At 52.8% G+C, this 22,778-nt stretch carries 21 protein-coding genes, 2 tRNA genes and 1 other RNA gene; all 24 read left to right on the top strand.

Annotation, left to right across the window (positions count from 1 at the left end; all coding sequences use genetic code 11):
• Positions 1-63 precede the first annotated feature (63 nt).
• On the top strand, positions 64-597 hold the full coding sequence (locus WC317_06150) for a CvpA family protein (protein MFA5339705.1): 534 nt from the start codon (positions 64-66) through the stop codon (positions 595-597).
• A 36-nt stretch (positions 598-633) separates the two neighbouring features.
• Entirely contained in the window at positions 634-1,587 is a 954-nt protein-coding gene (locus WC317_06145) for an NGG1p interacting factor NIF3 (GenBank protein ID MFA5339704.1), read from the top strand.
• A 4-nt stretch (positions 1,588-1,591) separates the two neighbouring features.
• Positions 1,592-3,364, top strand: coding sequence for a DNA primase (gene dnaG / locus WC317_06140; protein ID MFA5339703.1), 1,773 nt, complete (start codon positions 1,592-1,594; stop codon positions 3,362-3,364).
• Entirely contained in the window at positions 3,337-4,980 is a 1,644-nt protein-coding gene (rpoD, locus tag WC317_06135; protein ID MFA5339702.1) for an RNA polymerase sigma factor RpoD, read from the top strand. Before dnaG ends, rpoD begins: the two co-directional genes overlap by 28 nt.
• Entirely contained in the window at positions 4,977-5,945 is a 969-nt protein-coding gene (locus tag WC317_06130; protein ID MFA5339701.1) for a hypothetical protein, read from the top strand. The genes rpoD and WC317_06130 overlap by 4 nt, the downstream gene beginning before the upstream one ends.
• Positions 5,938-6,900, top strand: a complete 963-nt coding sequence (locus tag WC317_06125; GenBank protein MFA5339700.1) for a radical SAM protein — start codon at positions 5,938-5,940, stop codon at positions 6,898-6,900. Before WC317_06130 ends, WC317_06125 begins: the two co-directional genes overlap by 8 nt.
• Positions 6,901-7,075: 175 nt before the next feature.
• Complete coding sequence (locus tag WC317_06120) at positions 7,076-8,383, top strand: 4Fe-4S binding protein (GenBank protein MFA5339699.1); 1,308 nt, start codon at positions 7,076-7,078, stop codon at positions 8,381-8,383.
• Between the two features lie 70 nt (positions 8,384-8,453).
• A tRNA-Ile gene (locus tag WC317_06115) sits at positions 8,454-8,530 on the top strand.
• Positions 8,531-8,552: 22 nt separating this feature from the next.
• Positions 8,553-8,629, top strand: a tRNA-Val gene (locus tag WC317_06110).
• A 30-nt stretch (positions 8,630-8,659) separates the two neighbouring features.
• The gene (locus WC317_06105; protein ID MFA5339698.1) at positions 8,660-9,391 is read left to right on the top strand and encodes a C4-type zinc ribbon domain-containing protein; all 732 of its coding nucleotides are present in this window, start codon (positions 8,660-8,662) and stop codon (positions 9,389-9,391) included.
• On the top strand, positions 9,384-9,797 hold the full coding sequence (locus WC317_06100; GenBank protein ID MFA5339697.1) for a ribonuclease HI family protein: 414 nt from the start codon (positions 9,384-9,386) through the stop codon (positions 9,795-9,797). The genes WC317_06105 and WC317_06100 overlap by 8 nt, the downstream gene beginning before the upstream one ends.
• Before the next feature lie 11 nt (positions 9,798-9,808).
• Positions 9,809-10,164: RNase P RNA component class A (rnpB, locus tag WC317_06095), an RNA gene on the top strand.
• A gap of 19 nt (positions 10,165-10,183) precedes the next feature.
• A complete protein-coding gene (locus tag WC317_06090) occupies positions 10,184-10,555 on the top strand; it encodes a PilZ domain-containing protein (GenBank protein MFA5339696.1) in 372 nt (123 codons plus the stop codon).
• A gap of 21 nt (positions 10,556-10,576) precedes the next feature.
• Positions 10,577-11,674: a PilT/PilU family type 4a pilus ATPase gene (locus WC317_06085; GenBank protein ID MFA5339695.1), complete on the top strand. Its 1,098-nt coding sequence runs from the start codon at positions 10,577-10,579 to the stop codon at positions 11,672-11,674.
• A gap of 5 nt (positions 11,675-11,679) precedes the next feature.
• A complete protein-coding gene (locus WC317_06080) occupies positions 11,680-12,702 on the top strand; it encodes a hypothetical protein (GenBank protein ID MFA5339694.1) in 1,023 nt (340 codons plus the stop codon).
• Positions 12,703-13,211: 509 nt separating this feature from the next.
• A complete protein-coding gene (mraZ, locus tag WC317_06075) occupies positions 13,212-13,661 on the top strand; it encodes a division/cell wall cluster transcriptional repressor MraZ (protein ID MFA5339693.1) in 450 nt (149 codons plus the stop codon).
• A gap of 3 nt (positions 13,662-13,664) precedes the next feature.
• Positions 13,665-14,564: a 16S rRNA (cytosine(1402)-N(4))-methyltransferase RsmH gene (rsmH, locus tag WC317_06070; GenBank protein MFA5339692.1), complete on the top strand. Its 900-nt coding sequence runs from the start codon at positions 13,665-13,667 to the stop codon at positions 14,562-14,564.
• Positions 14,565-14,573: 9 nt separating this feature from the next.
• Positions 14,574-14,963, top strand: a complete 390-nt coding sequence (locus WC317_06065) for a hypothetical protein (protein MFA5339691.1) — start codon at positions 14,574-14,576, stop codon at positions 14,961-14,963.
• A 59-nt stretch (positions 14,964-15,022) separates the two neighbouring features.
• Positions 15,023-16,750 (top strand): penicillin-binding transpeptidase domain-containing protein, encoded by a 1,728-nt coding sequence (locus WC317_06060; GenBank protein MFA5339690.1) that lies wholly within the window; start codon positions 15,023-15,025, stop codon positions 16,748-16,750.
• Entirely contained in the window at positions 16,750-18,216 is a 1,467-nt protein-coding gene (locus WC317_06055; protein ID MFA5339689.1) for a UDP-N-acetylmuramoyl-L-alanyl-D-glutamate--2,6-diaminopimelate ligase, read from the top strand. The genes WC317_06060 and WC317_06055 overlap by 1 nt, the downstream gene beginning before the upstream one ends.
• Complete coding sequence (murF, locus tag WC317_06050) at positions 18,192-19,562, top strand: UDP-N-acetylmuramoyl-tripeptide--D-alanyl-D-alanine ligase (GenBank protein MFA5339688.1); 1,371 nt, start codon at positions 18,192-18,194, stop codon at positions 19,560-19,562. The genes WC317_06055 and murF overlap by 25 nt, the downstream gene beginning before the upstream one ends.
• Positions 19,535-20,626: a phospho-N-acetylmuramoyl-pentapeptide-transferase gene (gene mraY, locus WC317_06045; GenBank protein MFA5339687.1), complete on the top strand. Its 1,092-nt coding sequence runs from the start codon at positions 19,535-19,537 to the stop codon at positions 20,624-20,626. The genes murF and mraY overlap by 28 nt, the downstream gene beginning before the upstream one ends.
• Positions 20,623-21,981 carry a UDP-N-acetylmuramoyl-L-alanine--D-glutamate ligase gene (murD, locus tag WC317_06040; protein MFA5339686.1) on the top strand — a complete coding sequence of 453 codons (1,359 nt, stop codon included), beginning with the start codon at positions 20,623-20,625 and terminating at the stop codon, positions 21,979-21,981. The genes mraY and murD overlap by 4 nt, the downstream gene beginning before the upstream one ends.
• A gap of 6 nt (positions 21,982-21,987) precedes the next feature.
• On the top strand, positions 21,988-22,778 hold a 791-nt coding region (locus WC317_06035), incomplete at its 3' end, for a putative peptidoglycan glycosyltransferase FtsW (GenBank protein MFA5339685.1).

Genomic DNA, 22,778 nt, shown 5'->3' with positions numbered 1-22,778 from the left:
TCCCCGCCTTGACAATTCTAACCCTATGTGATATACTTGGTTACAAATATCAGGAGAATTATCTTGCCAGAAGTTTTCCAGCGTATTAATTGGGTCGATGTCCTGATCGTAATCCTTTTATTTAGAACGAGTTATATTGGAGCGCGTAACGGACTTTCCGAAGAGCTCTTCAGGATAATAGGCGTCCTGATGGGCCTCTTTTTTTCGATCAAGTTCTATTCCTTGATCGGAAGCCGCATTAATTCCACCATGGCCCTCCCGCAGGAATATGTCGACGGAGCTACTTTTTTAATACTAATTTTACTGTCTATGTTAAGTTTGAAATTAGTAAGCCTCGGCTTGACCAAGATAGTCAAGCTGGCTTTCGCCGACAAGATAGATAAATGGGGCGGGTTCCTGGTGGGCTTATTCCGAGGCGCGGTCCTGATGAGCCTGCTCTTCATGTTCTTCGGCATCATCCGGGTCGATTACCTGGTAAAGTCGGTCGAGGAGCGTTCCCTGACAGGTCCCTACGTAGCGAAGATAGCGCCCAACGTATATCAGGTCGTAGCGAGGACTTCCCCGGAAATCGCAAAAGCTCTTCCGAAGGTGAAGTAAACAACTCATTTTTCGATAAGACCACAGGAGGGTAAATTGAAATTATCTAAATTATATGATTTCGCGGTAAAGGAAGGTATGGCCGCCGACCCGCGCGGCAAGGAAGCGATCGCGAAGGCGCTCGCCAGGGTCAGGAAAGAATACGAGTCGCTTAAGGAGAAGGACAAAGAATTTTTCGATAAGGAAAAACTTACCAATCCCTACGCGGACACGCGCGTATTGAACGGCGCGGGCTCGGCAGAGATAAAGAAAGCGCTTGTCGGAGTGGATATGGAAGTCGGCGAGGTATTGCTCGCCGACAGGTTGAACGAAAAAGGCAAGAAGATAGACCTCGTGCTCGCGCATCATCCCGAGGGGAGCGCGCTGGCCAATTTTTACGAAGTGATGAACATGCAGCCGGATATCTGGTACAAATTCGGCATTCCCATAAATACCGCCGAAGGGCTCATGAGGGACAGGATAAAGGAAGTCGAGCGCCGTGTATTGGCCGGGAACCACACGAGGGCGGTCGACGCCGCGAAACTCCTCGGGATCCCGATGATGTGCATCCATACGCCGGCCGATAACCATGTCACGAGCTATCTCCAGAAGATCTTTGACGGCAAAAAACCCGAAGTATTGGCCGAAGTGGTCGAGATATTGAGGGAGATACCGGAATACAGGAACGCGGCGAAACGCAACGCCGGCCCGAGGATACTTTTCGGCGAGCCGAAGAACAGGCCGGGCAGGATATTCGTGGATATGACCGGCGGGACCGAGGGGCCGAAGGATATGTTCGAGAAACTCGAGGCCGCGGGCGTCGGGACGATAATCTGCATGCACCTGGGCGAAGAGCATTTCAAGAATGTCCAGAAAGGCCACCTGAATATCGTGATAGCCGGGCATATCTCAAGCGATAACCTCGGCTTGAACCTACTTTTCGACAAGGTCGCGAAAGAGGATAAGATCGAGTTCATCGGTTGTTCGGGATTCGAAAGGATAAGCCGTTAGCGTAATGGCGTTCTCGGAACAGGTCTTAGAAGAGATACAAAGCAAAGCCGATATAGTCGAGATAGTCGGGAGCTACATCCCGTTAAGGCGCGCCGGAAGGAACTATAAGGCGAACTGCCCTTTCCATAAAGAGAAGACCCCGTCCTTTATGGTCAGCCCCTCGAAACAGATATTCCATTGCTTCGGATGCGGAGCCGGAGGCAACGTCTTCGGTTTCGTGATGAAGATGGAGAATATCGACTTCCCGGAAGCGGTCAGGACGCTCGCGGAAAAGGCGGGCGTAGAATTGCCGCGTTTTACCCGGGCGCAGTTCGAGACGAGCGGATACGCCCTCCAGATATATAAGCTGAACGAATTGGCGGCCTCTTTTTATTCGTCGATGCTTTCAGGGACTGATGCCGGCAGGCGCGCCGCCTCTTACCTCAAGGAACGCGGCGTAAGCGATGAGGTTATCGCGAAGGCCAAGCTGGGATTCGCGCCTGACGACTGGAGCGGGCTTATAAATTTCGCGAAGAGCAAAGAGGTAAGCATCGAGCTCCTTGAGCGCGCCGGTCTTGTCATGCCGCGCGAAGGCGGCGGCCATTACGACAGGTTCCGCAACAAGATAATGTTCCCGATATTCGACATCAAGAACAGGGTCGTGGCGTTCGGGGCGAGGGTGCTGGACAATTCGACGCCGAAATATATAAATTCCCCGGAGACGGAAGTATATATAAAGAGCAGGCATCTCTACGGGTTTAATTTTTCGTTGCAGGCGGTAAAGGAGAAGGATTTCTGCATAATAGTCGAGGGTTATCTCGATTTCCTGGTCCCGTACCAGAACGGGATAATGAACATAGCGGCCTCTCTCGGCACCAGCCTTACCGAACTCCAGGCGAGGCTGATAAAGAGATACACCAAGAACGTCGTCATGCTCTACGACGGCGATTCGGCCGGGGAAGCGGCATCGCTGCGCGGCCTCGATATATTCCTGCAGGAGGGGATGCAGGTCAGGGTCGCGACGCTGCCGAAGGGCTTCGATCCGGACTCGTTCGTGAGGAGCAAGGGCGCCGCGGAGTTCGATTCGCTGATAGCCGGGGCCGCGGACCTTTTTGATTATAAATTGGGCGTCCTCTCCGCTAGATACGACGCGAAGAGATCGTCGGATAAGGCGAAGATGTGCGCCGAGATGCTGCCGACGATCGCGAAGGTGGCCGACGCGGTCCTGAAATCCGAATATGTGAAAAGGCTCAGCGAGAGGCTGCAGGTAAGCGAAGGGGCGCTGCTTTCGGAGTTAAAGAAGGTCAGGCCGGACCGCGAATACGAGCCTTCGGAAGAGATCTCTTCGTCGGCCGGGAAGTCCCAGGCGGCGATGGCCGAGAAGATAATAATAGGGCTGATGCTCGATGACCCCGAGACGATCGCCCAGGTCAAGGAGACCTTGAAGGCCGAGGATTTTACGGACGAGGGGACGCGGAAAATAGCGGAAGAGATCTTCAGTTCATACGGGGACGGCAAATCTTTCAAGCCGGTCCAGTTGATAAATAAGCTCGCGGAGAGCGAACTGACGGCGCTTATAGCTGAAGCTACGAGCCTCACGGATGATATTAAAGACAAGCCCAAGAACCTCGCGGATTGCATAAGATGGATGAGGTGCAGTAACTCGAAGTCGAGGCTATCGGAACTGCAGAATTTGATAAAGGCAGCGCAGATGATGGGCGACGAGAAACGGGTCACCCAGCTGGTCGCGGAATACAGCGGCATGGTAAAATGCCAAAAGGATTTCGCAAGGAGATGAAGGCCGTGAAGAAGACGACTAAGAAGACAGCGAAGAAGGCCGATATAAGGAAGAGGATAAAAGGCCTCGAGAAGCTTATAGCGCTCGGCAAGGAGAAAGGGCACCTCACTTTTGAGGAGGTCAATAACCTGCTGCCGGAAGAGGTCACTTCGTCCGAGGACATCGACGAGATCTTTGCCGTCCTCGACAAGGAGAAGATCGAGATAATCGACGCCGACGAGGAGAAGGAGCTCAAGGAGGAGGGCCTCGAGGAGGAAGAGGAGAAGGTCCATAAGCCGGAACCCGAGGCGGAGGAGATCCCGCGCATGGCCCAGATGGAAGACCCGGTCCGGATGTACCTTAAGCAGATGGGGCAGATCTCGCTCTTGACTCGCGAGCAGGAATTGGAACTCGCCAAGAAGATCAAGGAAGCCGAGATGCGGTTTCGGGAGTCGGTCTTCGAATGCTGTTTCTGCAGGAAAGAGGTCCTGCGGCTCGTTAACGATATCCTCGCCAGGCAGGTCAATATAGACGAGGTCGTGGATATAGACCCTAACGACAAGATCGAGAAGGTGGTAAAGAAGATCCAGCGGCTGATGAAGAGGCTGCGCGGCGCGAAAAAGACCACCAACCTCGTGCCGCTTTTGATGGAGTTCCGGTTCTCTACCTCGGTCGTGGAAGACCTCGCCGCGAAGATGAAGTACCTCCTGTATGAGATAGAGAAGATCGACAGGGATGTCATGAGGTTGAGCGGCAAGAGTTCGCGCGGCCAGATATCCGGGCTCAAGGAGAGGAAGCGCCAGGTAATAAGGGATTTCGGCGAGCCGCTGCTCAAGATAAAGGACCGCATAGCTTATATAAGGAGGCGCGAGAGGCAGTTCGAGAGCGCGCAGAAGAAACTCGTCGAGGCCAATTTAAGGCTTGTCGTCTCGATCGCGAAGAAATACACGAACAGGGGGCTCTCGTTCCTCGACCTCATCCAGGAAGGAAATATCGGGCTCATGCGCGCGGTCGATAAGTTCGAATACGAGAGGGGATATAAATTTTCCACATACGCCACATGGTGGATAAGGCAGGCGATAACCCGCGCGATCGCCGACCAGGCGCGCACCATCCGCATCCCTGTCCATATGACCGAGACGATAAACAAGCTCATACGCGTATCGCGCAACCTGGTGCAGGAGACCGGCCGCGAGCCGCTGCCTGAAGAGATCGCGCATTCGATGAGAATGGCTACTGAGAAGGTCCGCGGCATTTTAAAGATAGCGCAGGAGCCGATATCCCTGCAGACGCCGGTAGGCGACGAAGGCGACACGCACTTCGGGGATTTCATAGAGGACAAGAGGGCGATATCGCCGGCTAACGCGACCGCTTATTCGATGCTGAAGGAACAGCTTGAGGATGTCCTGACGACGCTCACCGAAAGGGAGAAGAAGGTCCTGAAGCTCCGTTTCGGGATAGGCGACGGCTGCCCGCGCACCCTTGAAGAAGTGGGTTCGATATTCAACGTCACCCGCGAGAGGGTAAGGCAGATAGAGGCGAAGGCGCTGCGCAAATTACGCCATCCCATACGTTCCAAGAAACTGAAGACATTCTTAGAGATGGGGCTAGGGTTAGGTGAGGAGAATACCACGTGAAATCATTTCAAATAGCCGTGGTTTTATTTGCTGTTGCAGCTGCCTATATTCTGTTTACCCTGGGAATTCGCCCGCATAAATTAAACAAGATCGAACGCCGTAGTCTTTTTTTGAGTTCGTTACTGCTTATGCTGGGTTTTCTTTCATTTGGAGGTTCGAGTTATGCCCGTCAAGATGAACTTTCGGCTTCCAGCCAACAGAAGAAGATCTCGCAGCCGCTCAACTCGACAGCCGTTCTTTGCAGCACTCTTGAATGGAAAGATTTCAAAGCTTTTTGGAAGAAACTGGACCAGATAAAACCAAGACGAACAGGACAGGAAGGCAAGGATGAGCGCTGGAAGAGAGGATATAGGAATTCAATTTCTCAAGAGCAGTACGTGAGTTTACATAAGGAATTACGGATTAATATTTCTAATTTGAAGAAAGTCAAAGGAGAGATGATTTCCGCTCAGGAGATCGATCTTCTGGATAAGATTTGTAGTTATAGGATTGATAATTTTTGTATGGGGTCTTTTACTATGAGTCGTATGATAATTCCCGGTAGCGCTGTACAAGATAACATGCTTGATGATTTGGAGATTAAAGTGGATAAATTGATTGAATTGAAAGGAAAAGGAAAGATTAACGATAGTGAATTTCAGCAGGCATTAGCTAATGTCCAGAGAGACGTGGAAGGCGTATATGCTTTTGATATTATTAGAAAGAAATACGGTTATTATCATTTTCAATTGCCGCTTAAGCCCTCGGATGATGCCGGGGATTTAATGGATGAATTTATTTCGGCCGTCGAAAAATCTCATTCTGAATACGAATTAAGGAAGAAAGAAGAAAAGGTTACCAAGGAACAGGAGATTTATTACAAAGATATAGACCGGAAATACCTTGAAACTAAAAAGGCCCTCGAGGAATTCAAAACGGCTTTTCCCCGCCTTAATGAGCTGATCGCAGATCTGGAGAATGAGTAGTTTATTTCTCATCTATGAAATAACCCCGCGCTGTAATAATAATTGCCTGTATTGCTATAATGTTTGGAAAGAAAATAAGGAATATCCGCAGGGAGAGCTGCCTCTTTCCGAAAGCAAGAAATTATTCGAAAAGGTCCTTTCAGAGATCAAGCCGGCCGGGGTCACTTTCGCCGGCGGCGAGCCGCTATTATGCCCCTATCTCATCGAGATCGCGTCCTTCCTGAATCAAAAGAAAATCAAATTAGGGATTGCCACGAACGGGATCTTGCTGGACGAAGGCACGGTGAGGGCGCTGGTAAATAACGGCGTAAATTATTTTGAATTATCCCTCGCAAGCGCAAGGGAGGATTCGTACGCTTATTTGAGCCAAAATGACCGCATCGATAAGGTAAAAAGCGCGATCCTGGCGGTTAAGAAACATAAAGCGAGGCTTAATATATCCGCAGTGATAACTAAATACAATAAGTCGGAGATCGGGGAAATAATCGACCTTTCCTTTGCTTTCTCGGCCGATTCAATCTCTTTAAACCGGTTTGTGCCTGGAGGCCGCGGCCTGGAAAACATGCCTGATTGCCAGATAACCAAAGAAGATCTCGAAGATGTCCTGCATATCGCAGATAAGAAGGCTAAAGAATTAAATTTTCCGGTAAACATCACAATCCCGGTTGAGTCCTGCCGCATAGACCATAGCAGGTATCCGAGCCTTAATTTTGGGACATGTGTATGCGGAAAGAACAAGTGGGTGATAGATCCCTTAGGGAATCTAAGGACTTGCGAGCAGAATCCTGAGATCCTGGGGAATCTTTTCAAAACCGGTTTTTCCGAATTAGCCGAACATAAAAAAGCCAGTTCCTTCCGGAATAATGATTTATGTCAGGATTGCCGTGTTTGTGCGGAATATGATAATTGCGGCGGAGGATGCAGGATTCTGAATGCCAGACAGGCCATAAGATAACCTAAACAGGAACAAGGTCAAACGGCATAAGCATATGGCAAGAAGATGGGTGATAGCAAGGAAAATAGTTCAATTTTTTTCACTTTCCTTCTTTATTTATATTTTTTTACCAATAACGTATTCCCTTAGCAAACCGTCATTATCCCATCTTCCATTTAAGGTGGACCCGCTCATCATGTTCTTCATCTCGCTGAGCGAAAGGGTCTTGTTAGCCGGGACGATCTTTGCCGTCGCGATGCTCGCGCTCACCCTGATATTCGGGAGGTTTTTCTGCGGATGGATGTGCCCGCTGGGCTCGACGATAGACCTCGTTGGTTGGCTACGCAGAAAAGGCTATTTGAAAAGAGAAGAGAAAGATACGGTCAACGCGAAAGCCCGAAAACCAAAATTCTTTATCCTTGCCGCGATAGCGGTATCCGCGGCGGTGGGTCTTCAACTGGCATGGGTATTCGACCCGCTGGTCATATTCGCGAGGTTCGTCTCGCTTAACCTCATCCCCATCGTCACGCCGGGTGTAAACCCGCATTTCTTCTCGCACTCTTTTCCCATTTTTATGTATTTCGCCGTAATATGCGGGCTCGCGCTTTTTATCCCGCGCTTGTGGTGCAGGTCGCTTTGCCCCCTCGGGGCCATATACGCGCTTACCGCGAAAGCGGCCCTCTTGGGGCGGACGGTCAAAGAATGCAAGAACTGCAAAAAATGCAAAAGCATCTGCCGGATGGGCGCAATAAGGGACGATTCGGGTTATTCGAAGGGCGAGTGCGTCCTTTGCATGGATTGCCTCTACGATTGCCCCGCTAATATCACCCGCTTCGAATGGCCCTTCGGCTTCGCTCAGGGCAAGCCGGCCAAAATTAATGCCGGCGGGGCCGAAGCCGGGCCGGCGGAAAAAGAGGGGATAACCAGGCGGGATTTCCTGCTCCTGTCGTCATTGGCCGTCTCTTCTTTGGGTTTTAAGTTCGACATGCTGCGTTCCGGGAGAGAGAGGAAAGTGATAAGGCCGCCTGCCGCGCTGGAAGAGAGCGAATTCATAGACCGCTGTGTGAGGTGCGGCAACTGCATGAAGGTCTGCCCGACGAACGGGCTCCAACCGGTCTCATTCCAGTCGGGCGTAGAGGGCGTCTGGACGCCGCAGCTCGTCCCTGAGATAGGATATTGCAAATACAATTGCACGCTCTGCGGCAGGACCTGCCCGACCGGGGCCATACGCGGCGTCTCATTGGACGTAAAGCATGAGACGCGGTTAGGGCTCGCGGCGGTCGACCGTTCGATATGCATCGCCTGGGCCGGGAACAAACAATGCGTCGTCTGCGAGGAGCATTGCCCGGTGGCCGAAAAGGCCATAAAATTAAAGAGGGAGACCATAAACGGCGTCGAAGTGTTAAGGCCGCTTGTCGACGGGAACCTTTGCGTAGGATGCGGGGCATGCCAGAACAAATGCCCGGTCCGCCCTGTAAGGGCGATAAGGGTCGCGCCGTTTTAAGGCCGTATTTAGGGCTTGCTAAAAGCCCCCCAAAATAGTATCATAGTTATTCGCTTTTCGTGAATCTACCGGGCCCATAGCTCAGTTGGTTAGAGCAGCTGACTCATAATCAGCGGGTCATAGGTTCAAGTCCTATTGGGCCCACCATTTTCACCAGTGAGCTAAAGACGGGCGATTGGCTCAGTTGGTTAGAGCGCCACATTCACATTGTGGAGGTCAAAGGTTCGAATCCTTTATCGCCCACCATAGCCACTTTACCGAACGCAGAAAGGCCGTATGCAGAAGGTAAACGTCGAAGAACAGCTCGTCCATCTTATCAAATTGCAGGCCCTCGACAGCAGGCTCTACAGCCTGCGCAGGGACAGGCAGGCCAAGCCGAAATTGATACAGGACCTTGAGGTCCGCCGCAACGAGGAGCAGGCCGCGGTAAAGGCGATCGAGGAGAAGATAAAGGCCAACCAGGTGAAACGCAAGCAGCGCGAGCTCGATCTCCAGTCGAAGGAAGACGGCATCAAGAAGCTGCAGGCCCAGCTCTACCAGCTAAAGACCAACAAAGAATACCAGACGATGCAGCATGAGATCGAAGGGCAGAAGGCCGACAACTCGCGGGTCGAGGACGAGATACTGGTATTGATGGAAGAGGCGGAGAACCTGAACAAGGACCTCGCGAAAGAAAAAGCGCTTTTCGCCGACGCCGAGAAACACCTGAACGAGGACAAGAAGACGATTGAGGGGGAGATCTCCTCGCTCGACGGCGAGATCACTGCCCTCGAGACGCAGCGCAAGGATATAACCGCGCTGGCCGAAAAGAAGGTCCTCGCCCATTATGAGAAGGTCCTCTCCGGCAGGGACGGCGTCGCGCTGGCCGCGGTCAAGGGAAATTCGTGCCAGGGCTGTTTCATGAACCTTCCGCCCCAGGTCATAAACGAGATAAAGATGAAGGACAAGATAGTGACCTGCGAGAGCTGCGCGCGGATCCTTTATATCGAGAACGAGGCAGATGCGTAAACGGCTGACCATATTCACAGACGGGGCTTGCCACGGCAACCCCGGGCCGTCGGGCGTGGGCGTAATCATCCTCAATGATAAAGGCGAGACGGTAAGTAATATCTCGGAATATATCGGCGAGACTACTAATAACGTCGCGGAATATATGGCGCTGATATACGGCCTCCAGCAGGCCTTGATTTTGAGGGCCGACGAGGTTATAATTAATACGGACTCCGAGCTTCTCGCGAAGCAGTTAAAGAAGGAATATAAGATAAAAGACGGTGACCTCAAGATATTATACAGGCAGGTAGGCCACCTTCTCGGCGGATTCAAGAAAATTGAAATAAACCGTATAGACCGCTCCGGGAATAAAGGGGCGGATAAGCTGGCGAACAAGGCAATAGGACAGGAATCGCTCTTTTAGAATAACGGATTTGGGCAAGCCGGATGGCCGCTCCCGGAAACGGGGGAGGAAAGTCCGAGCTCCATAGAGCAGCGTAGCGGGTAATACCCGTCGTCCGTAAGGGCAGGATCAGAGCCACAGTGACGAACAATCCCAGGCGGGAGGCCTGACGGCCTCAACGCCGGGAAGAAGTGAAACGCGGCAATCTCTACGCGGAGCAAGGCCAAATAGGCGCATCTTTCGGGGTTGCTCGCCCCGGTCCCCGCAAGGGGTGGATGCGCGGGTTGGCCGCATGATCCCGCAGGCAACTGCGGGGCTAGATGGATGGCCACCGTCCTTGCGTTAGAACGCAAGGAGACAAAACTCGGCTTACAGGCTTGCCCGATTTTTTTAAAAAGGAAATGCCGATGGGGATGGAAAGCCGCGCCGGCGCGCGCGTAAGCATAAACGCGACTCTCACGGTCGATGTGGATACGGGAGGGAAGGGGAATATCAGGTTCCTCCGCGAGCCGCAGAAAGCCGTGATAGCAGATATAAGCGCCGTCGGCATCGGGGCGGTCTCCCCGATATTCATTCCCAAGGGCGCCGCGTTGATGATCGATATGGACGCCCCGGCATTCATGACCGAGAAACCTGCCAGGATAAAAGGCGAGGTATGTTATTGCCGCCCCGGCAAAGACGGCAAGTACCGGCTGGGCATAAAGTTCGCAGATATAGATAAGGCGTTCCTCGACAAGATAAAAGAATATGTCGAGCAGAACAAAGACAAGGCCGTTTAGGATATTTTATCCAGGGGTTATATGGATATAAAGACAATCTTCAGGTCGATGGTCGATACGGGGGCTTCCGATATCTTTCTCAAGGTCGGGAGCCCGATTAATTTTAGGATAGACGGCCTGCTTAAGGCCCAGGGCCAGGACCCCCTCGCCGAAAAAGATATACGCAAGATGATCGACGAGGTCTTGAATGAAGGCCAGAAGAAGGCCTTCGAGGACAATCGCGAGATAGATTTCGCGTTGAACGTCGAGGGCATCGGCAGGTTCAGGGGCAGCATCTTCCACCAGGACGGGAAGCCGGGCGCGGTCTTCCGTTTTATCAAGGGCAAGATACTTTCGTTCGATGAATTGAACCTTCCCTCAAAAGTCCTGACGAAACTTTCGGTCGAGAAGCGCGGGTTGATCCTCGTGACCGGCGCCACCGGGAGCGGCAAGTCGACCACCATTGCGAGTATCATAGAATATATCAACCAGAACCTTCCCAGCCATGTCGTGACTATCGAAGACCCGATCGAGTTCACGTTTACCGACAAGAGATCATTGATAGAGCAGAGGGAGCTCGGCATCGACACGCCGTCATATCTCGATGCGCTTAAACATGTCATGTACCAGAGTCCGGACGTCATATTCATAGGCAATATCCGCGACCAGGATACAATGACCGCGGCGATGAACGCGGCCGAGACCGGTCAGTTGGTCGTATCGACTATACATTCGGTCAACGCGACCCAGACAGTCGAAAGGGTAGTCAATTTTTATCCGCCTTACCAGCACGAAGAGATAAGGATGCAGTTGTCGCTGCTCCTTAAGGGCATCATCGCGCAGAGGCTCGTCCCTATCAAAGAAGGAAAGGGGAGGATCCCCGCCTGCGAGATAATGCTTCTCACCCCCACGATCTCCTCCCTCATCAGGGAGGGAAAGACGAACGAGCTCCTGCAGTATATCGAGGAGGGCAACCTCTTCGGCATGCAGACGTTCGACCAGTGCCTCGCCAAGTTCTGCCTCGAGAAGAAGATCTCCGTAGAGGACGCCAGGAAGTTCTGCGATTCAGAAGCGATCCTCGAGCTCGCCCTCAAAGGCATCAAACGCACCGAGCGCGGCTCCCCATTCTCCGGACGGTAAATTTCATGAAAACGATGTTATTCTTATCGCTTATTTCTATATTCGTTATAGTTTTTTGCAGTCAATCTATTGCCAAAGACTCCTTTCCCGCCGGCGCCAATGAGAGCCTGACCTTTTATTTTACTCCGGACTGGCTAAATAATGATGAAGTAATCTATATAAAAAGAGCCGATTACTACAAACGCTCATCAAGCATCTTCGCCCAGTTCGACCAAACAGACGAAGTGTTTGTCAAGAGAGAGGCCGGTGTCTACGCTTATAACATCAATACGGATAAGACGAGGCTAATCAAGCCTTTCGAGAAAGAGGAGCTTGATATAGAGAAGCTTTCCTCGGCAAAAAATGGCACCAAGATAGCCCTTGTCGATACCAGAGGCAGGCTCTATATTATGAACAAAGACGGCTCAGATTTTAAGATGATATTCTTCAAGAAAGACAGAACCAAGCATTTGGATGGTTCACCAGCCTTGGTCAACGGAAGCTATAAGGTAGGTGTTCACCAAGCCTGGATATCCCCGGACGGCACAAAGATTCTTTATAGCATAGGAGAAGTCGACTCCCTTTATGAATCGGAGACTTGGAAAGGGGGGACAAGACAAAAACTCACCAAAACATATTCTACCTCCCAGCTATGGATTATTAACTCTGATGGTACGGAGAACAGGGTGTTGATGGATGGGGCAATGGAGGGGGCATGGTATCCGGATGGCAATAAATTTTGGGTTTGGTTAATTAAAGGCGGGTACTGCCAGATAGATATTAATGGAAACTTATTAGGAAAAACAGAATTAGGAAAACCTACAGCTATCTCTCCAAATGGTGATAGAAGATGGTCGGGTGGTTGGCCAATTGGTATTTATAAGGTAGTTGATGGTAAAGAAATTAAAATAAAGGATGTTTTAGCTATGCAAGGTGAGCCTGTTTGGTCCCCAGACAGCACGAAAATCCTCTGTTTTACGAAAAATTTTAAGGATATTGCTGTTATTGATAAGGAAGGTTCTGGATTTAAAAAGTTAACCGGAAATTAGGATTAAGAATATTTAAAAGTCAAGACATGTCGTCCTGCCGTAGACCCCGCATAATACTCGCCTAATCTCGATTGCAAATCCACAGGAAGTACGTCAAGAACGGTGATCTTTGTCCTCGGAGGGATTGGGAAATTCGAGCGGGCACGGTTCCCGAGCAATAGCGAGGGAGAGCGAGAATTTCCCGAAGCGCAGCGAGCGCGCAGGGCGAGCCAGCGACCCGTAGAGGACAAGTCGCCGTTCGTGGCTTAATTCAGGATGGCTGCGTGAATTTGCCGCCATATAGCAATTTTTTCCCTTGACAAGGGTGGAGGGAGGGTATATACTTTGTATCGTTAGGTGGAGTAAAGTGGTTCAAAGTGGAGGATAAGGTTGTGGATTCCAAATTCGCCTTTGTCGGGGAGCCCTCGTGAGAGGGAAAGGCAAAGAGAAAAAGGTCCAGCCGGTCCTTTTTAAGATTTCGGGATCCACAACCTTTAATTTCTTTATAAACGGTTACGGGGGGATGGCGGATGTTCTACGGCGAATACGAACATACTATCGACAGGAAGGGGAGGATCATCATACCTTCCAAGTTCCGCGACGTGTTCAAGGAACAGTTCGCCGAAAAGTTCTACGTCACCCGCGGCCTGGACAAGTGCCTCTTCGTCTTCACCGAGGAGGAGTGGAAGACCCAGGAACAAAAATTCAAGTCGATGTCGTTCACAAAGGCGGATTCGAGAAAATTCAACCGCCTGTTTTTTTCGGGCGCGGCCGACATCACCTGCGACAAACAGGGGAGGGTCCTTCTCCCGCAGTACCTCAAAGAATATGCCGGGATAAAGCGGGACGTCATGATAGTCGGCGTCTCGAACAGGATAGAGATATGGTCGAAAGAGGAGTGGCGCAAGTACTACGAGGGCGCCGCGCCGTCGTTCGAGAAGACCGCTGAGAATTTGCTGGACCTGGAAGAGAAAGGCTAAGCAATTAGCGGGGAGATAATACATAAGCCCGTTCTTTTAAAAGAAGTAATTGAGGCGCTCGCGCCGGCGCCGGGAAAGACTATCGTCGATTGCACGCTCGGGCTCGGCGGACACGCCGAGGCGATACTGGAGAAAATAACCCCCGGCGGCAGATTGGTAGGGATAGACAGGGACGGCGAAGCGCTTGAGATCGCTAAGGAGAGATTAAGGAGGTTCGGGGAGACTGACATCCTTTTAATGCAAGGCAACTTCGGTGACTTGAAAGCGATCTTTGAAAAATCGAATATCGAAAGAGCCGACGGCATCTTGTTGGATCTCGGCGTTTCTTCTATGCAGTTCGACAAGGCCGAAAGGGGATTCAGCTTCCGTTACGACGCTCCGCTGGATATGCGGATGGACAAGGGGGCTGAATTGACGGCGGAAGAAATGGTTAACCGCTACCCTGAAGCCGATCTGAGCCGGATCATATACGAATACGGCGAGGAAAGGTTCAGCCGCAGGATCGCGAAGGCGATCGTCGAACGGCGGAAGGAGGGCCGGATCGATACGACGGCCAAGCTCGTCGATGTCATCATGCGCGCCGTCCCTTATAAAGGCAAACACGGGAGGGTGCATCCGGCGACGAGGACTTTCCAGGCGCTGAGGATAGCGGTCAACGACGAATTGGAGGCCCTCGGAAAAGCGCTGGATGACGCGATAGGGCTGTTGGCTTCCTCGGGAGCGATATGCGTCATTTCGTATCATTCGCTCGAGGACAGGATCGTAAAGAACAAGTTTAAGGAAGCCAAGGCGAATAAGGTTTTGGATATTCTTAATAAGAAGCCCCTGACCCCCGGGGACGGGGAGATCGGGGAGAATCCGAGGTCGCGGAGCGCGAAGCTGCGGGCCGCGAGAAGGGTTTAGGGGTTTTAAATGAGCACATACAAATTTTTGTCGACAACAGTTATAGTGACCATGGTCGCGCTGGTGTATGTCTTCCAGCAGACGGCCCTGGTGCGCCTTAGCTACGATATAAAGGCCAAGGACAAGATGTATTCCGACCTCCTTGACCGCAGTAAGATATTGCTATATAATGTAAGGCAGCTGGAATCCCCGGCGAGGCTCGAGCGGACCCTGCTCGCGAAACAACAAATGAAGTTCGAGATCCCGTCCAGGGAACGCGTGATCCTCGTCTCGTCAGGGACAGGGGAGACCGGCGTGAAAGATATCACCCGCACCGCGGGTTTCTTCGGAAAGATGCGCCAGACGGCCGCCAGCCTATTCGCTTTAGGGCCGGAAGCGCAGGCAAATTTAGCTAAATAATCGTAGTTTCTACTAATACATACCCATAGTTTTCCGCCGAAAACAAGGGTAGGATACAAGTGTATACAAGAGCCCACAAGACCCGCCTAAACGCGGTATTTTCTTTTTTTATAATTTTATTAAGCATCCTTTTAATCCGCGTTCTGTACCTTCAGCTCGCCAGGTCCTACAGCCTCACCCTCCTAGCCAAGAAACAGCACACTGCGGCAATAGAACTCCAGCCTACCCGGGGCACTATCTACGACAGGAACATGAGGCCGTTGGCCGTCTCGCTCAACATGGAATCCGTCTTCGCTGACAACAGGGTGATAGCGGATAAGAAGGCCGCGGCGAAAAGGCTCGCCCAGGCGATGGGCCTGAGCGAACAATTCGTCTACCAGCGGATAAACAGGGACAAGGGTTTCGTCTGGATCAAACGCAAATTAAGCCCCGCCGAATCGGCCAGGGTAAAGGCGCTCAAGATAAAAGGCATAGATTTCCTGAAGGAGTCGAAGAGGGTATACCCGAACAATTCCCTCGCCAGCCAGATAGTCGGCTATGCAGGCACCGACAACAAAGGCCTCGAGGGGCTCGAACTCAAAGACGACGGGTACCTTAAAGGCTCGCCCGGATACAGGGCCACTTACAGGGACGCCCGCCGCCGCGAGATAGCGTCCTTTGAGTACGAATATTACCCCGCGGCAGACGGCCTCGACCTCGTCCTCACAATAGACGACATAATACAGCATATCGCCGAGCGGGAGCTCGACTGGGCCGTGAAAAAATTCCACCCGATAGGCGCGTGCATAATCGTCATGGACCCGAATAACGGCGACATCCTCGCGATGTCAAGCAGGCCCACCTACGACCTTAACGCTTTCCAGCGCGCAAGCGCGGAGAGCAGGCGCAACCGGGCCGTCACCGATATGTATGAGCCCGGCTCGATATTCAAGATAGTCACGGCATCGGCGGCGCTTGAGGAGAAGAAGGTCGGCCTCAAGGACAGGTTCTTCTGCGAGAACGGCGCCTGGAGCCACGGCGGCGGAAAGGTGCTGCACGACCACACCGGGCACGGTTGGCTCACCTTCAGGGAGGTAATCGAGAAGTCATCCAACATCGGGACGGTCAAGGTCGCCTTAAAGCTCGGAGGGAACAACCTTTATACCTACGTCAGGAAATTCGGGTTCGGCGATATGACCGGTATCGACCTGCCCGGCGAAGTCCCCGGGTTCATACGGCCCCCTTCCCAATGGTCCGGCACATCGATATACGCGATACCGATGGGCCAGGAGATAAGCGTCACCCCGATGCAGATGGGGTGCGCCATGTCGGTCATCGCCAACGGCGGCAAACTCGTGAAGCCGCGCGTGATCCAGGCTATACAGGACAAGCACGGCGAAATAATAAAAGAATTCCCGCCGGCCGCCGTAAGGGAGACGCTCTCGGAGGGCACGGCCGCGACGATGAGGGATATATTAAGCGGCGTCGTAGCCGACGGGACCGGCAAGCTCGCGCAAGTAGAGGGTTATGATGTCGCGGGAAAGACAGGGACTTCCCAGAAGATCGAGAACGGCGCATATTCGCATTCCAAATTCATAGGCTCGTTCGTCGGGTTCGCCCCGGCAAAAGACCCGAAGATCGTGGTCGTGGTGATGCTAGACCAGCCGCATCCGCAGTATTACGGGGGCGTGGTCGCCGCGCCGGTCTTCAGCAGGGTCGTAAAGGATACCTTAAGGTACCTGGAGATTAAGCCGCAGAGTATAACCGAGGTCAAGAGGCCGGTCGAGCTCCAGAGCATAGAGGATTGATGAAACTCAAAGACCTGTTAAAAGACGTCGAGTATAAGGCGCAGTCGGAATTCCCGCGCGGCCTCGATATCGACATTAAAGGCGTCTCAAGCGATTCCAAGACAGCCGGGAAAGACCATCTTTTTATCGCGGTCTCCGGCGTGAACTTCGACGGCCATAAGTTCGCGAACGAGGCCGTTGACAAAGGCGCCTCCGCCGTCGTCCTGGAAAAAGATACAGCGCTTCCCGAAGGCGTCGCAAGGATATTCGTCAGGGACTCGAGGGCAGCGGCGCCGAAGATAGCCAATAATTTCTCCGGCAGGCCTATCGAGAAACTGACCTGCGTCGGGATAACCGGCACAAACGGCAAGACGACGATATCGTATCTGATGGATTCCATCATCTCGGCCGCGGCCCACAAGGCCGGCATCATAGGGACGATAAGTTACAGGATAGGAAAGCGCCTCATACCCGCGACGAACACCACGCCCGGGCCTGTCGAACTCTACGGTTTCATGGGCGAGATGGTAAGGAACGGCAGCGATTACCTCGTGATGGAGGTCTCGTCGCACGCCCTCGACCAGAACAGGGTAGGCGGCATAGATTTCTCCGCGGCTATATTCACCAACCTTACCGGAGACCACCTCGATTACCATAAGACGTTCGACGGATATTTCAGGGCGAAATCCCGCCTCTTTGAAGGGCTTAAGGACGGCGCGTATGCCGTGATAAATATAGACGATGAGTGGGGCAGGAAACTCGTCAAGGCCTCAAAAGGGAAGGTCGTGACATACGGGACGAAACTCGTCGCCGATTATCTCGCTTCGGATATAAAGCTTTCGTTGGACGGGACGAGGTTCACTATAAATTCGCCGAAGGGTGGCCTGAAGGTGAATTCAAAACTCATCGGCCTGCACAACGTCTATAATATGACCGCCGCTGCCGCCTGCGGCATGAGCCTCGGGTTTTTGGTCGATGAGGTCAAGAGTGGGTTAGAGAACCTCACGGCCGTCCCTGGCAGGCTCGAGCCGGTCGACTGCGGCCAGCCTTTCAAGATATTCGTGGATTACGCGCATACGGATGACGCGCTGTATAATGTCCTCTCTGCGTTAAAACCCCTTATTGCGAAAAAGATAATCGTGGTATTCGGCTGCGGCGGGGACCGCGACAGGACAAAACGGCCGCGGATGGGGAAGGCGGCGAGCGAGATGGCGGATCTCGTCATCGTGACATCCGATAACCCGCGCAGCGAGGAGCCGGAGGCGATAATCGCCGAGATAACCGCGGGGATATCAAAGAAGAATTACAAAGTGGTAACGGACAGGTTGAAGGCCATAGAGGAGGCCCTTTCCGCGGCGAGGGAAGGGGATTGCGTCCTCATAGCCGGCAAAGGCCACGAGACTTACCAGATATTGAAGAATACGACCGTGGCTTTCGATGACAGGGAGATCGCGAAAAAGATTTGTATAACACAAAAGATATCTTAGAGGCGACAGGCGGGCAGTTGGCGAACGGCGGTCATGAGGGCGTGTTTTCGCATATATCGACCGACACGAGGAAGATAGAAAAGGGTTCGCTCTTCATAGCGGTAAAAGGGCCTAACTTTGACGGCCATGATTTCGTAGTCGAAGCCGCCGGGAAGGGCGCCGCCGGGGCGGTGGTAAGCCGCGATATGCCCTCGCCTAAAGCCGGTTTCGAGGTGATCCTCGTAAAGGATACCGTCAAGGCGCTGGGCGGTATCGCGAAGTTCCACCGCAGCAGGTTCGATATCCCGGTGATCGCGCTGACCGGCTCGAACGGGAAGACGACCACGAAGGATATGCTAGCGCTTATCCTGTCCGCCAAATACAAAGTCCTGAAGAACGAAGGGACGGAGAATAATTTCATCGGCGTCCCTCTTACGCTTCTGAAATTGAACGATAGGGATGAGATAGCGGTGATAGAGCTGGGGACGAACCATGCGGGAGAGATAGGATACCTGGCCGACATCGTCCAGCCGAATTGCGGGATGATATTGAATGCAGGGCCGTCGCATCTGGAATTCTTCGGTTCGGTAGATAACGTCAGGAAAGAGAAGCTCGACCTTATAAAAAGGGTCGGAGAGGCCGGCTCGGCTGTGGTCAATGGTGATGACGAAATGCTCGTCATAACCACCAGGAAGATGTGCGATGAGGTCGTGACCTTCGGTTTCAACGAGGATTGTGATTTTGTTGCCGGGAACGTCAGGGAGAGCGACTGCGGGATAAATTTCACGCTCAACGATACGTATCTCGTAAAACTCAGGATGCTCGGCAGGCATAACGTCCACAACGCCGTGGCAGCCATAGCGGTCGCTTCTTTATATGGCATAGAAGTAAAGACTGCCATAAAGGCTCTTGAGGATTTCGTCCTGCCGAAGCTCAGGATGGAATACGAGAAATGCGAGGGTATAGATTTCATATTCGACTGTTATAATTCCAACCCCGCTTCGTTGAAGAGCGCCGTCGGGACGCTGCGGGATATGGAGCCGTATAAGAGGAAGGTGCTCGTGGCCGGAGACATGCTCGAACTGGGCGAAGCCGGACCTGAGTTCCACCGCGAAGCCGGCAGGTTCGCGGCAAAGTCCAAGATAAGCCTTTTAGTGAGTGTGGGCACGCTCTCCGGGTATATCCTGGAGGGCGCACAGGAGGAGGGACTCGGCGGTAGTTCCCTCCTCCGTTTTGATAATTCCGTAGAGGCCGCGAAGGCCTTGAAAGGTATATTGAAGCAAGGGGATCTGGTGCTGGTCAAAGGCTCGCGCGGCATGAAAATGGAGGAGATCAAAAAGTGTTTTACCACCTGCTCTACCCGCTGAAAGACCTGTTCTTCGGTTTTAACGTTTTCAAGTATATCACTTTCCGCGCCGCCGCAGCCGCCATCACCTCATTCCTAATCTGCATGGTAGTGGGGCCGTTCATCATCGAAAAGCTCCGCGAATTCAAGATAGGGCAGGTCGTCCGCACTCCTGACGACGCCAAGGGAATTTACGAAATGCATAAGAGCAAGGCCGGGACACCGACCATGGGCGGGCTCCTTATAGTCACCGCCGTCATCCTCTCGACGCTGCTCTGGGGCGACCTGACGAACAAGTACGTCCTCCTGTCGCTCGTATCGATGATCTGGCTTTGCGTAGTCGGTTTCCTCGATGATTACCTTAAATTAAGGCTGATGAAGTCCAAGGGGCTTACCGCGAGATCGAAGTTCATAGGCCAGATAATGCTCGGTTTCCTGATAGGGCTTTACGTATATTGCGACCCGCATATCAGCAAGAACCTCGATGTGCCGTTCCTGAAGAACGCGGCGGTAAACCTCGGCATATTCTATATATTATTTACCACAGTGGTCATAGTCGGCGCCTCGAACGCGGTCAACCTGACCGACGGGCTTGATGGGCTCGCGGTAGGATGCACCGTGATAGTCGCGCTCACCTATACCGTTTTTAGCTATATCACAGGCAACGCCAAGATAAGCGAATACCTTAATATCATGTTCATTCCCGGCGCCGGCGAATTGACCGTCTTCTGCGCGGCGATACTCGGGGCCGGACTGGGTTTTCTCTGGTTCAATTCGTTCCCGGCGACGGTCTTCATGGGGGATACCGGCTCGCTGGCCCTCGGCGGGGCGATAGGCATCGTGGCGACATTCACAAAGAAGGAACTGCTCCTCCTTGTCGTGGGAGGGATATTCGTATTTGAGGCGCTCTCGGTCATCCTCCAGGTCGCGTCGTTCAAACTGCTCAAGAAGAGGATATTCCTCATGGCGCCGATACACCATCATTTCCAGATGAAGGGGTGGTCGGAGACGAAGGTGGTCATAAGGTTCTGGATAATAGGTATAATACTGGCGCTCTTCAGCCTCTCGACATTAAAACTTAGATGAAGACATTCAGGGGAAAAAAAGTAACGGTGGCCGGGCTCGCGAAAAGCGGGATGGCGGCGGCATTCCTGCTCAAGAGGCTCGGCGCGAAAGTCTGGGCCACCGATTCCGGGGACTCGCAGAAATTAAGGGAAGCGAAGGGCCTACTCGAGTGGAAAGGGATAATAGTCGAGCTCGGCCGGCATACGCCTGAGTTCACGGAAGGAAAAGACCTTATCGTGATAAGCCCGGGTGTGCCTGAGGATTCGCAGGTATTGAAATGGGCGGCGGAGTATAAAGTCCCGGTCATAGGCGAGATAGAGCTTGGCTATCTCTGCTGCAAGGCGCCGGTAGTCGCGGTCACCGGGACGAACGGGAAATCGACTACCACGACGCTGATAGGGGAGATATTAAAGAAGGGCGGAAAGCGCGCCGTCGTCTGCGGCAACATCGGGAACCCGTTCTGCGGCGAGATCGCGAAGGTGAAGAAGAACTCGGTCGTCGTCCTCGAGGCCAGCTCGTTCCAGCTTGAGAGCATAAAGACGTTCAGGCCGCACGTCGCCGTAGTGCTGAATATTTCGCAGAACCATTTCGACAGGCATCCGGACCTCCGCTCCTATATAAACGCGAAGGCGCGCATATTAGGGAACCAGGAGAAAGGCGACTGGGCGGTATTGAATTACGACGACCCGCTGGTAAGGAAACTTAAGGCGGGGACGAAGGCGAAGGCGATCTTCTTCTCGCGGAAGAATAAGAAGGCGGCAGCTTTCTTCGAGGACGGCTCGGTCTTTATCGGCCGCGGAGGAAAGCCTCAGAGGATATGCGGCGCGGCGGAACTGAAGATCAAGGGGACGCATAATATCGAGAACGTCCTCGCCTGTCTCTGCGTCGCCTCGATCTTCGGGATAAGCCCTAAGAAGATAAAAGAAGCGCTGGTGGGTTTCAAGGGGTTAGAGCACAGGTTCGAGCACGTTAAGACGGTCGGCGGCGTGGAGTTCATAAATGACTCCAAGGGGACTACGGTCCTGGCGACGATGATGGCGCTTGAGTCCTGCGTAAAACCGGTCATACTTATCGCCGGAGGCCACGACAAGGGAAGCGATTTCCGGAAGGCGCGCCGGGTCGTGGGCGCGAAGGTCAAGAAGCTTGTCCTGATAGGCGAGGCGAAAGAGAAGATAAAAGACCATCTTTCCGGAGCGGCCCCGCATATATTCGCGGAAACGATGGAAGACGCGGTCAGGAAGTCGTTTGGCGAGGCGGAAGCCGGCGACCTCGTCCTGCTCTCGCCGATGTGCGCGAGTTTCGACATGTTCAGGAATTTCGAGGAGCGGGGGCGTGTGTTCAAGGAGATAGTCCGCGCGCTTAAAGAGGAGAGGTAAGGCGAAGTGAGAAAACTCAGGACGCAGCTTTTCATGGTGACGGTCGTGCTTCTCGCCATCGGCGTCGTCATGGTCTATAGCGCGAGCGCGATAAACGCCCAGGAATTCCTGAAGGACAGCGCCTATTACCTCAAACGCCATCTCCTGTATCTTTTTATCGGCCTCATCGCGTCGCTGATGGTGATGTCGGTGGATTACAATTCCCTGAAGAAATACGTGAAGCCGGTCCTCATCGCCACGTTCGTCCTGCTTATTCTGGTCCTGATCCCGGGGATAAGCCGCGAGATAGCCGGCGCGAGGCGCTGGTTCAGGTTCTCGTTCCTGAGTTTCCAGCCGTCGCAGGTATGCAAGATCGTGATGATACTTTATCTCGCAGATTTTCTTTCGAGGAAACAGGGCGAGATAAAGAGTTTCAGGGAAGGTTTCATGCCGCCTATGATAATACTCGGCTTCAGCGTCGGGTTGATCCTGCTCGAACCCGACCTGGGCACCGCGGTCGCTATAGGCGCCGTCTCGTTCATGATGCTCTTTGTCGCCGGGATCAAATTGAGGCACCTCGTCCCGATGCTGTTGGGCTCGATACCTATTCTGGGCGCCCTCATATTCCATAAGGCCTACAGGATGAGGAGGATATTTGCTTTTTTGGATCCCTGGAAGGACCCGCAAGGCGTCGGGTTCCAGATAATCCAGTCTTATATAGCGCTCGGGTCCGGCGGCCCGTTCGGGGTCGGGCTCGGCCAGTCGCGGCAGAAATTGCTCTATCTCCCGGGTGCGCATACGGATTTCATATTTTCCAT

This window comes from Candidatus Omnitrophota bacterium, from assembly GCA_041653595.1.
Taxonomy (GTDB): Bacteria; Omnitrophota; Gorgyraeia; order Pluralincolimonadales; family Pluralincolimonadaceae; genus Pluralincolimonas.
This window is presented reverse-complemented; position numbering and strand designations above follow the sequence as displayed.